Origin of the sequence: Citrobacter freundii complex sp. CFNIH2 (genome assembly GCF_002880615.1) — a bacterium.
In the GTDB taxonomy this organism is placed as follows: domain Bacteria; phylum Pseudomonadota; class Gammaproteobacteria; order Enterobacterales; family Enterobacteriaceae; genus Citrobacter_A; species Citrobacter_A amalonaticus_F.
In genome coordinates this window covers 4,123,414-4,136,146 of sequence record NZ_CP025757.1, presented here as the reverse complement: position 1 = coordinate 4,136,146, position 12,733 = coordinate 4,123,414, and the positions used below count along the sequence as shown (strand labels likewise).

The window sequence follows — 12,733 nt, the reverse complement described above, 5'->3', positions numbered from 1 at the left end:
TTATCCCTACACTACAATATTGGCAGGACCACTTTTACACATAATGTGACGAAAAGATGAGCACAGACTCATTACATTGTGCGTGTGGTCCTCAGGAGACCTGCAATGAATCTCTGGCAACAAAACTACGATCCGGCCGGTAACATCTGGCTTTCCAGTCTGATCGCATCGCTCCCGATTCTGTTTTTCTTTTTCGCGCTGATTAAGCTCAAGCTGAAAGGCTATGTTGCCGCCTCGTGGACGGTGGTGATTGCGCTGGCCGTGGCGCTGCTGTTCTACAAAATGCCGGTCGATCATGCACTGGCCTCGGTGGTGTACGGTTTCTTCTACGGTCTATGGCCGATTGCCTGGATCATTATCGCCGCGGTGTTTGTCTACAAAATTTCGGTGAAAACCGGGCAGTTCGACATCATCCGCTCGTCCATTCTGTCGATTACCCCTGACCAGCGTTTGCAAATGCTGATCGTCGGCTTCTCATTTGGCGCCTTCCTCGAAGGCGCGGCGGGATTCGGTGCCCCCGTTGCCATCACCGCCGCGCTGCTGGTAGGTCTCGGCTTTAACCCACTGTATGCCGCCGGACTGTGCCTGATCGTCAACACCGCGCCCGTGGCGTTTGGCGCCATGGGGATCCCGATTCTGGTCGCCGGCCAGGTGACCGGACTCGACAGCTTTGAAATCGGCCAGATGGTTGGTCGTCAGTTACCGTTCCTGACGATTATCGTGCTGTTCTGGATCATGGCGATTATGGACGGCTGGCGCGGCGTGAAAGAGACGTGGCCTGCGGTCATGGTGGCGGGCGGTTCGTTTGCTATTGCCCAGTACCTCAGCTCCAACTTTATCGGCCCTGAACTGCCGGACATCATCTCCTCGCTGGTGTCGCTGGTTTGTCTGACGCTGTTCCTGAAACGCTGGCAGCCGGTTCGCATCTTCCGCTTTGGCGATATGGGCGCATCGCAGGTTGATCAGACGCTGGCACGCACGAACTATACCGCCGGACAGGTTGTTCGCGCCTGGTCACCGTTCCTGTTCCTGACGGCCACCGTGACCCTCTGGAGCGTGCCGCCGTTTAAAGCCCTGTTCGCTCCCGGCGGCGCGCTGTACGACTGGGTGATTAACATCCCGGTCCCGTTCCTCGACAAACTGGTTGCCCGCATGCCGCCCGTGGTGCACGAAGCCACCGCCTACGCGGCAGTGTATAAATTTGACTGGTTCTCCGCGACCGGCACCGCCATCCTGTTCGCCGCGCTGCTGTCCATCGTCTGGCTGAAGATGAAGCCTTCCGCGGCCATTCAGACCTTCGGCAGCACGCTGAAGGAACTGGCGCTGCCGATCTACTCCATCGGGATGGTGCTGGCCTTTGCGTTTATCTCCAACTATTCCGGGCTCTCCTCGACGCTGGCGTTAGCGCTGGCGCACACGGGCAGCGCCTTTACCTTCTTCTCGCCATTCCTCGGCTGGCTGGGGGTGTTCCTGACCGGTTCAGATACCTCATCTAACGCGCTGTTCGCCGCCCTGCAGGCGACTGCCGCACAGCAAATCGGCGTGTCCGATGTGCTGATGGTGGCGGCCAATACCACCGGTGGCGTCACCGGCAAAATGATTTCGCCGCAGTCCATCGCCATCGCCTGTGCGGCGGTCGGACTGGTCGGCAAAGAGTCGGATCTGTTCCGTTTTACCGTCAAACACAGCCTGATTTTCACCTGCATGGTGGGCGTTATCACCACGCTTCAGGCTTACGTCTTAACCTGGATGATTCCATGATCGTGATGCCCAGACGCCTGTCAGACGAGGTTGCCTCTCGTGTGCGGGCGCTGATTGAAGAACAACAGCTGGAAGCGGGCATGAAATTGCCCGCCGAGCGCCAGCTGGCGGTACAGCTTGGCGTCTCGCGCAACTCGCTGCGCGAAGCGCTGGCAAAGCTCGTCAGCGAAGGCGTGCTACTCAGCCGTCGCGGCGGCGGCACGTTTGTCCGCTGGCAGCATGAAGAGTGGTCTGAACAAAACATCGTTCAGCCACTGAAAACCCTGATGGCCGACGACCCGGATTACAGTTTCGATATTCTCGAAGCCCGACACGCCATCGAAGCCAGTACGGCCTGGCATGCGGCGATGCGCGCCACCACGGCCGACAAAGAGAAAATCAAACTCTGCTTTGACGCCACGCTCAGCGAAGACCCGGATCTCGCCTCACAGGCCGACGTTCGTTTTCATCTGGCTATCGCCGAAGCCTCGCATAACGTGGTGCTGTTACAAACGATGCGCGGGTTCTTCGACGTGCTGCATTCGTCGGTGAAGCAAAGCCGACAACGCATGTATCTCGTTCCACCCGTCTTTTCCCGGCTGACGGAGCAACATCAGGCCGTATTAGATGCCATTCTCGCGGGCGACGCCGACGGCGCGCGTAAGGCGATGATGGCGCACCTCAGTTTCGTCCATACCACCATTAAACAATTTGATGAAGACCAGGCCCGCCAGGCGCGCATTACCCGTCTGCCCGGCGACCACAATGAAAACCCCAGGGAGAACAAAGCATGATTATTTCAGCCGCCAGCGATTATCGCGCCGCAGCCCAGCGCATTCTGCCCCCGTTCCTGTTTCACTACATCGACGGCGGCGCGTATGCGGAGCATACCCTGCGTCGTAACGTGGAAGACTTATCGGACGTGGCGCTACGCCAGCGCGTGCTGAAAAACATGTCTGACTTGAGCCTGGAAACCACGCTGTTTAACGAAAAACTGTCGATGCCGGTGGCGCTGGCGCCGGTCGGGCTGTGCGGCATGTATGCCCGCCGCGGCGAAGTGCAGGCCGCCGCGGCAGCCGATGCGAAAGGCATCCCGTTTACCCTTTCCACCGTCTCCGTGTGCCCGATAGAAGAAGTCGCGCCAACCATGAACCGTCCGATGTGGTTCCAGTTGTATGTTCTGCGCGACCGTGGATTCATGCGTAATGCGCTGGAACGCGCAAAAGCGGCGGGCTGTTCAACGCTGATCTTTACGGTCGATATGCCAACGCCGGGGGCGCGCTATCGTGACGCCCACTCCGGGATGAGCGGTCCGAATGCCGCGCTGCGTCGCTACTGGCAGGCAGTCACTCATCCACAGTGGGCCTGGGACGTCGGTCTGAACGGTCGTCCACACGATCTCGGCAACATCTCCACTTATCTCGGCAAACCGACCGGGCTGGAAGATTACATCGGCTGGCTGGCAAACAACTTTGATCCGTCAATTTCATGGAAGGACCTTGAGTGGATCCGGGAGTTCTGGGATGGCCCGATGGTGATCAAAGGGATCCTCGATCCGGAAGACGCCCGCGACGCCGTTCGCTTTGGCGCCGATGGGATTGTGGTCTCTAACCACGGTGGTCGTCAGTTAGACGGCGTGCTCTCTTCCGCGCGCGCCCTGCCCGCTATTGCCGATGCGGTGAAAGGCGATATCGCCATTCTGGCGGACAGCGGCATCCGTAACGGGCTGGACGTGGTACGGATGATTGCGCTGGGTGCCGACACCGTCCTGCTGGGCCGTGCATATCTGTATGCGCTGGCGACGGCGGGTCAGGCCGGTGTGGCCAATCTGCTGAATCTGATCGAAAAAGAGATGAAGGTTGCCATGACGCTGACCGGTACGAAATCTATCAGCGAAATCAGCCGCGATTCACTGGTGCAAGAGCTTACCAAACTGCCTGCCGCGCTGGCCTCATTGGCGCAGGGTGATGCGGCGTAGTGAAAGTGCTATTCTGCCCCCCGTCATTAAGGGGGCAGCATGTTTAACATCGTTTTATTTGAACCAGAAATCCCGCCGAACACGGGCAACATCATTCGCCTTTGCGCCAATACCGGTTTTCGTCTGCATATCATTGAGCCGATGGGCTTTACCTGGGACGACAAGCGCCTGCGCCGTGCCGGTCTGGATTATCACGAGTTCGCCGCCGTCCAGCGCCATCATGATTATGACGCCTTTGTCGCCGCAGAAAACCCGCAGCGCCTGTTTGCCCTCACCACGAAAGGTACGCCTGCACACAGTGCGGTGAGTTATCAGGATGGTGATTATCTGATGTTTGGTCCGGAAACGCGCGGTCTGCCAGCCAGCATTCTCGATGCCCTGCCCGCTGAACAAAAAATCCGTATTCCGATGATGCCGGACAGCCGCAGTATGAACCTGTCAAATGCCGTGTCGGTGGTGGTGTATGAGGCGTGGCGCCAGCTGGGATATCCTGGCGCAGTCTTGCGCACACTTTGAATTGTCGGATGCCGGCTGTCGCTTTATCCGACCTGCGGTTTTGTAGGCCCGGTAAGCGCTGCGCCACCGGGCAAGAGATCAGATACCGTCGCCGTACTCGAAAGTATGGTGTATCCCGTTGAAATGCTGATCCATATCCATGGACGGCTTATCGCTGTCTGGCTTACCGACAATGCGCGCCGGGACGCCTGCGGCGGTGGTGTGCGGCGGAACGGGCTGTAACACCACGGAACCGGCACCAATTTTCGCGCCACGTCCGACTTCGATATTGCCGAGGATTTTCGCCCCCGCGCCAATCATTACGCCTTCACGAATTTTGGGATGACGATCGCCGCTGGTTTTACCGGTCCCGCCGAGGGTGACCGATTGCAGGATTGACACGTCATCTTCGATCACCGCCGTCTCACCGACGACAATGCCGGTGGCATGATCGAGCATGATCCCACGACCAATCTTCGCCGCCGGGTGAATATCCACCTGGAACGTCACGGAGACCTGGTTTTGCAGGAAGATTGCCAGCGCGCGACGACCTTCATTCCACAGCCAGTGGCCGATGCGGTAGGCCTGCAAGGCATGAAAACCTTTCAGGTACAAAAGCGGAGTGGAGTATTTATCGACCGCCGGGTCACGCGTGCGGACGGCCTGAATATCACAGGCTGCTGAGGCGATCATTTCCGGGTCTGCCGCATACGCTTCTTCGACCACTTCACGGATCGCTATGGCGGGCATAATGGGCGATGCCAGTTTGTTCGCCAGCATGTAGCTTAGCGCACTGCCCAGATTCTCATGCTTGAGTAGCGTTGCGTGGTAAAAACTGGCCAGCATAGGCTCACAGTCTGCCAGAGCGCGGGCTTCGGCTTTTATATTGTTCCAGACGATATCCAGTTCTTCACACGGCATTGCGGGCTCCAGGTAATGAGGCTAACGACCGGCCCGTTCTTCGCGGGCCGGGTCATTTTTTAAAAACGGATCCTTGAGACTAGTGGCTGCTTCGCTCGTCCTTGCGTGCACGACCTAATAACGTCAATGCTGCCTCGCGCGCGTTTTTTCCGCAATATAATACTTGATAAATTTCCTCGGTTATTGGCATTTCGACACCAAAACGGTGCGCCAACTCGCGAACTTCTTTCGTATTGCGGTAGCCTTCAACCACCTGTCCAATCTTGTCCTGCGCGCCTTGGACATCCATGCCCTGACCGAGCATCATGCCAAAACGGCGGTTACGCGACTGGTTGTCGGTACAGGTCAGCACCAGATCGCCTAACCCGGCCATTCCCATAAAGGTTGCCGGATCGGCGCCCAGCGCCGCGCCCAGACGCGACATTTCCGCCAGACCGCGAGTAATCAGCGCGGTACGGGCGTTAGCGCCAAAACCAATGCCGTCAGACATTCCCGCGCCAATCGCAATCACGTTCTTCACCGCGCCGCCCAACTGGACGCCGATGAAATCCGGATTGCTGTAGACACGGAAACTCTTACCACAGTGCAGCAGTTGCTGCAGATCGTCAGCAAAGGTGTCGTCAGTGGAAGCCAGGGAGATGGCCGTCGGCATGCCTGCCGCCAGTTCTTTCGCGAACGTCGGTCCGGAAATCACCGCCAGCGGGATTTGATCGCCCAGCGCTTCACGGGCAACGTCCTGCAACAGGCGACCCGTCTCTGCTTCCAGCCCTTTGGTTGCCCAGACCAGACGCGCGTCAGGACGCAGCAGAGGCTTAATCTGTCGCAATACTTCGCCAAAGACATGGCTGGGCACGACTACCAGAATATCGCGGCTGGCCGCCAGCGCAGTGGCTAAGTCGCTTTCGAGGCGTAACGTATCGGGGAAAGGCACATCCGGGAGGAACGCGACGTTGCAGCGATCGTGCTCAAGGGTCGCGATATGTTTAGGATCATGGCCCCACAGGACAACCTGGTGGCCATTTCTTGCCAGGGTGATGGCAAGAGCGGTGCCGTACGAGCCGGCACCGATCACAGTCATTGAAGCATTACTTTGGTTCATCAGGCATCCTGATGTTCTTCAGTACCTTCGCCAGCCTGCTGCTGTAAATAGTTCATGAACAGCGCATCAAAGTTAACCGGCGCAAGGTTCAGTTGCGGGAACGTACCGCGTGAAACCAGGCTGGTGATGCATTCGCGGGCATACGGGAACAGAATGTTCGGGCAGTATGCGCCCAGGCAATGCGCCATCTGGGTGCCTTCGATTCCGCTGATAGAGAAGATACCGCCTTGCTGAACTTCGCACAGGAACGCCGTTTCTTCACCCAGGGAAGCCGTTACGGTAACACGCAGCACTACTTCGTATACGTCATCTGCCAGTTGAGTAGATGCTGTATCCAGATCAAGTTTAACCTCTGGCTGCCAATCTTTCTGGAAAACATGCGGCGCATTCGGCGCTTCAAAAGAGACATCTTTGGTGTAAATACGCTGGATCTGGAAAGCCATTTCGGTGTTGTTTTGTTCTGACATGTGTAGAAAACCCTTTAGTGTTGTCCTTAAATAGCGCTTGATGCCAATAACATGGCCCAGCGTTAGCTCAGCAGGGGATCAAGTCCACCACGCGCATCCAACGCATACAAGTCGTCACAGCCGCCAATGTGCTGTGCATCAATAAAAATCTGCGGAACCGTCGTACGACCACTGCGCTTGATCATCTCTTCACGCTTCACGGCATCGCCGTCGATCGGCAGTTCCTGGAAGCTCACACCCTTGCTGTTCAGCAGCGCTTTCGCACGATGGCAAAACGGGCAGGTTGCTTTGGTGTAGATCTCGATATTGGCCATACTTATCTCCAAATTCGTTTACGTCGGGAAAATTATTTCCCACGAACCAGCGGCAGATTCTCACCGCTCCAGCCCGCAACGCCTTCTTTCAGCACAGACACTTTCTCAAAGCCCGCTTTGATCAGCGCGTTTGCCGCTTCCTGGCACTGCATGCCGGAACCATCGACCACGATAACCGGTTTGTCTTTGTGCTTTTCCAGCTCGCCCACGTTGTTCGCTTTGATTTCGCTCGGCAGCAGGTTAATGGAACCCGCGATATGGCCTTTGCGGAAATCGTCACGCTGACGTAAATCCACGATCACGGCGTCTTCTTTATTGATAAGACGCGTGGCTTCGCCGCGAGTGATGACCTTAACTTTCGACGTCAGGCCTTTAAACGTGGTGAACAATACCGCCACCAGTAACGCAATCCAGGCGATACTCAGTATGGGATGGCGGCTAACAAATTGCATAATTTCTTGCATGGGGGGTAACAACTCCCGACTCAGTGATTAAAAAAACCAGGACAGGAGTATACCTGCGCGTTGGCGCAAATACAGCCAGCGCGTGCAATGGATTGCATTTTTGCGGGGCGCTACGGAAAAAAAAGTGCAAATCCGTGCCATCCATGAACCAGCCTGCCCCATTCTTTGATCTTCTGAGGCTATTTTATCGATTCAGCTGTAGTAAAATTACGCAATTATTTTTGTCTCTTGAGTGTGAGGTTTCGCAATGTCGGTTTCTAAAAAACCTATGGTACTGGTGATTCTGGATGGCTATGGCTACCGTGAAGACAGCCAGGATAACGCCATTTTTACTGCCAAAACCCCGGTAATGGATGCGCTGTGGGCAAAACGCCCGCATACCCTGATCGATGCTTCCGGTCTGGAAGTGGGCCTGCCCGATCGTCAGATGGGTAACTCCGAAGTCGGTCACGTTAACCTGGGCGCGGGCCGCATCGTGTATCAGGACCTGACCCGTCTGGACGTTGAAATTAAAGAACGTACTTTCTTTGCTAACCCGACGCTGACTGCAGCGGTTGACCAGGCGAAAAACGCCGGTAAAGCCGTGCACATCATGGGTCTGCTCTCTGCCGGTGGCGTCCATAGCCACGAAGATCACATCATGGCGATGGTTGAACTGGCCGCAGAGCGTGGCGCAGAGAAAATCTATCTGCACGCTTTCCTCGATGGCCGCGATACGCCGCCACGCAGCGCAGAGTCATCTCTGAAAAAATTCGAAGAGAAATTTGCCGCGCTAGGCAAAGGCCGCGTCGCCTCCATCATTGGCCGTTACTACGCGATGGACCGTGACAACCGTTGGGATCGCGTGGAGAAAGCGTATGACCTGATGACGCTGGCGCAGGGTGAATTCCAGGCTAATACCGCCGTTGAAGGTCTGCAGGCCGCCTATGCCCGCGATGAAAACGATGAATTCGTGAAAGCCACTGTGATCCGCGCCGAAGGCCAGGCCGATGCCGCGATGGAAGACGGCGACACGCTCATTTTCATGAACTTCCGTGCTGACCGTGCGCGTGAAATCACCCGCGCCTTTGTTAACGCTGACTTTGACGGCTTCGCGCGCAAGAAAGTGGTTAACCTGAACTTCGTGATGCTGACCGAATACGCAGCCGACATCAAAACGGCCGTTGCCTATCCGCCCGCCTCGCTGGCGAACACGCTTGGCGAATGGATGGCGAAGAACGACAAAACGCAGTTGCGTATCTCCGAAACGGAAAAATACGCCCACGTCACCTTCTTCTTCAACGGCGGCGTTGAAGAGCCGTTCACCGGTGAAGATCGCATCCTGATTAACTCACCGAAAGTGGCGACCTACGATCTGCAGCCGGAAATGAGCTCCGCAGAGCTGACCGAAAAACTGGTGGCCGCTATCGAAAGCGGGAAATACGACACCATCATCTGTAACTACCCGAACGGCGACATGGTCGGTCACACGGGCGTGATGGAAGCGGCGGTTAAAGCGGTTGAAGCACTGGACCACTGTGTTGAGCAGGTGACGAAAGCGGTTGAGTCCGTTGGCGGTCAACTGCTGATCACCGCTGACCACGGCAACGCCGAGCAGATGCGCGATCCGGCAACCGGTCAGGCGCACACCGCGCACACTAACCTCCCGGTTCCGCTGATTTATGTCGGCAGCAAAAATGTGAAAGCGGTGGAAGGCGGCAAACTTTCCGATATCGCCCCTACCATGTTGACGCTGATGGGTATGGAAATCCCGCAAGAGATGACTGGTAAGCCGCTGTTCATCGTGGAATAATCCTTCCCCATGAGGGGAAAGACGATAAATAGCGAAAATGGGGCCATGAAACCAAGACGGTTTTCAGTCAGGCCTCTGATTTACGCCAGCGTGGTGAGCGCTGGCGTATTGTTGTGCGCCTTTTCCGCCCACGCGGATGACCGCGATCAGCTTAAATCCATTCAGGCCGATATCGCCGCCAAAGAACGCGCCGTTCGTCAGCAACAGCAACAGCGTTCCGGCCTGCTCGCGCAGTTGAAGGCGCAGGAAGAGGCCATCTCCGCCGCCGCACGCCAGTTACGTGAAACGCAAAACACGCTCGCGCAGCTGAACAAACAAATCGATGAGATGAATGCTTCTATCGCGAAGCTGGAACGGCAGAAAGCCAACCAGGAGCGCAGCCTCGCCGCGCAGCTGGATGCCGCGTTTCGCCAGGGTGAACACACCGGTATTCAGCTTATCCTCAGTGGTGAAGAGAGCCAGCGCGGCCAGCGTTTGCAGGCCTACTTTGGTTATCTGAACCAGGCGCGCCAGGAGACGATCAACGAGCTGAAGCAGACTCGCGAAGAGGTCGCCGCTCAGCGTGCCGAACTGGAAGAGAAGCAGAGTCAGCAACAGACGCTGCTGTATGAACAGCGCGCCCAGCAGGCGAAGCTTGAACAGGCGCGTAACGAACGTAAGAAAACCCTCGCCGGGCTGGAGTCCTCTATTCAGCAGGGCCAGCAACAGCTCAGCGAACTGCGCGCCAACGAATCCCGTTTGCGTAACAGCATTGCCCGTGCCGAGGCGGCCGCCAAAGCCCGTGCCGAACGTGAAGCACGCGAGGCGGAAGCGGTGCGTAATCGCCAGAAAGAGGCCACCCGCAAAGGCACCACGTACAAGCCCACAGACAGTGAGAAATCGCTAATGTCGCGTACCGGCGGCCTGGGTTCACCGCGCGGCCAGGCATTCTGGCCGGTTCGCGGCCCCACGCTGCATCGCTATGGCGAACAACTGCAAGGTGAGCTACGTTGGAAGGGGATGGTTATCGGTGCGTCTGAAGGCACTGAAGTGAAAGCCATTGCCGATGGTCGCGTCATTCTGGCGGACTGGCTGCAGGGATACGGACTGGTCGTCGTCGTTGAACACGGCAAGGGCGACATGAGTCTTTATGGCTACAACCAGAGTGCGCTGGTCAGCGTCGGTACGCAGGTTCGCGCCGGCCAGCCGATTGCGCTGGTGGGTAGCAGTGGGGGTCAGGGTCGACCGTCGCTCTATTTCGAAATTCGTCGCCAGGGTCAGGCCGTCAATCCACAGCCGTGGTTGGGAAGATAAGTTTTGCCTCAGTTTCGTCGTACGGTTCTTTCATTCGCCAGCCTGCTGGCATTCGCCTCCCCTGTTTTTGCTGGCAAACTTGCCATCGTCATTGACGATTTTGGCTACCGCCCGCACTACGAAAATCAGGTGCTGGCGATGCCCTCTCAAATCTCCGTCGCCGTGCTGCCCAATGCGCCTCATGCGCGCGAAATGGCGACCAAAGCGCATAACAGCGGTCATGAAGTGCTGATCCATCTGCCGATGGCACCACTGAGTAAACAGCCGCTGGAGAAAGACACCCTACGTCCGGAGATGAGCAGCGACGAAATTGAGCGGATCATTCGCGAGGCGGTTGGCAAAGTTCCTTACGCGGTGGGGCTCAACAACCACATGGGCAGCGCAATGACTTCCAGCCTGTTTGGTATGCAGAAAGTGATGCAGGCGCTGGAACGCTATGATCTCTATTTTCTCGACAGTATGACCATCGGTAATAGTCAGGCGATGCGTGCCGCATCCGGGACCGGCGTGAAGGTGATTAAGCGGAAAGTGTTTCTCGACGACACGCAAAACGACGCGGACATTCGCCGCCAGTTTACCCGCGCGATTGATCTGGCTCGCCGCAACGGTTCTGCCATCGCGATAGGCCACCCTCATCCGTCGACGGTACGTGTGTTACAGCAAATGGTGTATAACCTGCCAGCCGACATCACCCTTGTCCGTCCGAGCAGCCTGCTCAATGAGCCGCAGGTGGATACCTCCACGCCGAATCTGACACCACCGAAAACCAACGACGCCCCGCGAAATCCATTCCGCGGCGTGACGTTGTGTAAACCGAAGAAACCAGTAGAACCGGTCTATACCAGTCGATTCTTCAGCGTGTTAAGCGAAAGCATCAGTCAGAGCACGCTGGTGAACTGGTTCCAGAATCAGTGGCAGGGCTGGGGAAAATCGCCCCGCGATAACAGCGTTAACCCAGGTTAAGCGCTTTACGTGCAGTACGATGGTGCGAACGCGTTTTGTCGCGCCATTGGTACAATCTCACTGACCACAGTAACGCCTGATAGGCGACCTTGGCGCTGCGCACATTCATTATCATACGTTTATACATCCCCGAGGTAAAAATCTCGGCGATCATTCGCTGGCGCGTCAAAATATCGGGTTCTTTGCGCACAGAATGACAAACACGCAATGCTTCATACGTTATTTGTTGATGAAATTCAGGATAGACAGTAATCCTGTCTGCGTAATTCCGGTTCAGCTTCTCTAATAAGCGGGTGATCTTAATGTAATGCCGCTGATAGTTCAGATTTTTATTACCCTGACGTTTCAGTCGGCTGACAGAATTATTATGTAAGAAATATTTATACAAGGATTCTTCCGTATAACGCGCACGCAACGCGTTAAACATAAATTCCGTGGTCCACACAATATCCTGATGATGTAATCCGGGAATAAAGCGGATGTTATTCTTTTCAATCACATCCCGACGATAAACCCCCATCCACACCACGTGAGTCCAGCGGCGGGAAGAAAGCGCCATACGTAGCCAGTCAGGGCCGGTGAGTACGCCGGTTGAACGGATCCGGTCGGTTGGGATAGATTGCCAGGTCACGCCGGTATCCCGCTCGCTCCAGTCGGCATTGCACTGCGCGACGTCCAGATCGTCTTCCAGCGCCATTGTCATTAGCGTTTCGTACATGTGCGGATAGACGAGGTCATCGGCATCAACAAACGCGATGTACTTACCGCTCGCCACCTCCATCCCGCGGTTACGGGCGACCGATGCCCCGGCATTCGCCTGGTGCAGCAGTCGTACATGGGGATAGTTTTCGGCGTAATACTTTGCTATATCAACAGAATTATCCGTTGACCCGTCATTTACAATAATAATTTCCAGGGCAGTCCATGTTTGCGCGATGAGAGATTCCATGCAGGCTTTAAAATCATTACCCGCATTATATAACGGGATAATAACACTGAGTCTGTTTGTACTGTTCATCATAATAAATTACCGAATGCCTTTGAAGTTATCCGCCTTTTTACAGCCTTTGTATTAAGAAACGATTAAGGCTGATAATAATATTTGTAAAGGTTCCAGGAGACTTCAGCGTAGGGGCATCAGGTAAACAGCAATATAAGACTACGACGCAATTACGAATTATTTATGACAATGACAATTCTTTACAGC

13 protein-coding genes are annotated in these 12,733 nt (G+C 55.9%); 7 read left to right on the top strand and 6 right to left on the bottom strand.

Annotated elements, in window-relative coordinates; all coding sequences use genetic code 11:
* Positions 1 to 105 precede the first annotated feature (105 nt).
* From lldP to trmL, 4 genes are read left to right on the top strand one after another with little or no spacing between them, the layout of a single operon-like run.
* Entirely contained in the window at positions 106 to 1,761 is a 1,656-nt protein-coding gene (gene lldP / locus WM46_RS20310) for an L-lactate permease (protein WP_042998602.1), read from the top strand.
* Entirely contained in the window at positions 1,758 to 2,534 is a 777-nt protein-coding gene (lldR, locus tag WM46_RS20305) for a transcriptional regulator LldR (protein ID WP_102603146.1), read from the top strand. Before lldP ends, lldR begins: the two co-directional genes overlap by 4 nt.
* On the top strand, positions 2,531 to 3,718 hold the full coding sequence (gene lldD / locus WM46_RS20300) for an FMN-dependent L-lactate dehydrogenase LldD (RefSeq protein ID WP_102603145.1): 1,188 nt from the start codon (positions 2,531 to 2,533) through the stop codon (positions 3,716 to 3,718). The genes lldR and lldD overlap by 4 nt, the downstream gene beginning before the upstream one ends.
* A gap of 39 nt (positions 3,719 to 3,757) precedes the next feature.
* Positions 3,758 to 4,234 carry a tRNA (uridine(34)/cytosine(34)/5-carboxymethylaminomethyluridine(34)-2'-O)-methyltransferase TrmL gene (trmL, locus tag WM46_RS20295; protein WP_102603144.1) on the top strand — a complete coding sequence of 159 codons (477 nt, stop codon included), beginning with the start codon at positions 3,758 to 3,760 and terminating at the stop codon, positions 4,232 to 4,234.
* Positions 4,235 to 4,312: 78 nt separating this feature from the next.
* Here the strand turns inward: trmL and cysE are convergent, their stop codons facing one another.
* The 5 genes from cysE to WM46_RS20270 all read right to left on the bottom strand — a co-directional run bounded on the left by cysE (position 4,313) and on the right by WM46_RS20270 (position 7,478).
* Positions 4,313 to 5,134 (bottom strand): serine O-acetyltransferase, encoded by an 822-nt coding sequence (cysE, locus tag WM46_RS20290; RefSeq protein ID WP_022646641.1) that lies wholly within the window; start codon positions 5,132 to 5,134, stop codon positions 4,313 to 4,315.
* 79 nt (positions 5,135 to 5,213) lie between these two features.
* Positions 5,214 to 6,233 carry an NAD(P)H-dependent glycerol-3-phosphate dehydrogenase gene (gene gpsA, locus WM46_RS20285; protein WP_061075919.1) on the bottom strand — a complete coding sequence of 340 codons (1,020 nt, stop codon included), beginning with the start codon at positions 6,231 to 6,233 and terminating at the stop codon, positions 5,214 to 5,216.
* Complete coding sequence (gene secB / locus WM46_RS20280; RefSeq protein ID WP_003024155.1) at positions 6,233 to 6,700, bottom strand: protein-export chaperone SecB; 468 nt, start codon at positions 6,698 to 6,700, stop codon at positions 6,233 to 6,235. The genes gpsA and secB overlap by 1 nt, the downstream gene beginning before the upstream one ends.
* 62 nt (positions 6,701 to 6,762) lie before the next feature.
* The gene (grxC, locus tag WM46_RS20275) at positions 6,763 to 7,014 is read right to left on the bottom strand and encodes a glutaredoxin 3 (protein WP_012908148.1); all 252 of its coding nucleotides are present in this window, start codon (positions 7,012 to 7,014) and stop codon (positions 6,763 to 6,765) included.
* A 32-nt stretch (positions 7,015 to 7,046) separates the two neighbouring features.
* Complete coding sequence (locus WM46_RS20270; RefSeq protein WP_061075918.1) at positions 7,047 to 7,478, bottom strand: rhodanese-like domain-containing protein; 432 nt, start codon at positions 7,476 to 7,478, stop codon at positions 7,047 to 7,049.
* Between the two features lie 247 nt (positions 7,479 to 7,725).
* On the opposite strand from WM46_RS20270, the gene gpmM reads away from it, so the two are divergent.
* The 3 genes from gpmM to WM46_RS20255 are packed head-to-tail and all read left to right on the top strand — an operon-like array spanning position 7,726 to position 11,526.
* Complete coding sequence (gene gpmM / locus WM46_RS20265) at positions 7,726 to 9,270, top strand: 2,3-bisphosphoglycerate-independent phosphoglycerate mutase (RefSeq protein ID WP_061075917.1); 1,545 nt, start codon at positions 7,726 to 7,728, stop codon at positions 9,268 to 9,270.
* A 9-nt stretch (positions 9,271 to 9,279) separates the two neighbouring features.
* Complete coding sequence (gene envC, locus WM46_RS20260; RefSeq protein ID WP_042998610.1) at positions 9,280 to 10,563, top strand: murein hydrolase activator EnvC; 1,284 nt, start codon at positions 9,280 to 9,282, stop codon at positions 10,561 to 10,563.
* A gap of 3 nt (positions 10,564 to 10,566) precedes the next feature.
* Positions 10,567 to 11,526, top strand: a complete 960-nt coding sequence (locus WM46_RS20255; protein WP_061075916.1) for a divergent polysaccharide deacetylase family protein — start codon at positions 10,567 to 10,569, stop codon at positions 11,524 to 11,526.
* Here the strand turns inward: WM46_RS20255 and WM46_RS20250 are convergent.
* Positions 11,513 to 12,547, bottom strand: a complete 1,035-nt coding sequence (locus tag WM46_RS20250; protein ID WP_061075915.1) for a glycosyltransferase — start codon at positions 12,545 to 12,547, stop codon at positions 11,513 to 11,515. The genes WM46_RS20255 and WM46_RS20250 overlap by 14 nt on opposite strands.
* Between the last annotated feature and the right edge of the window lie 186 nt (positions 12,548 to 12,733).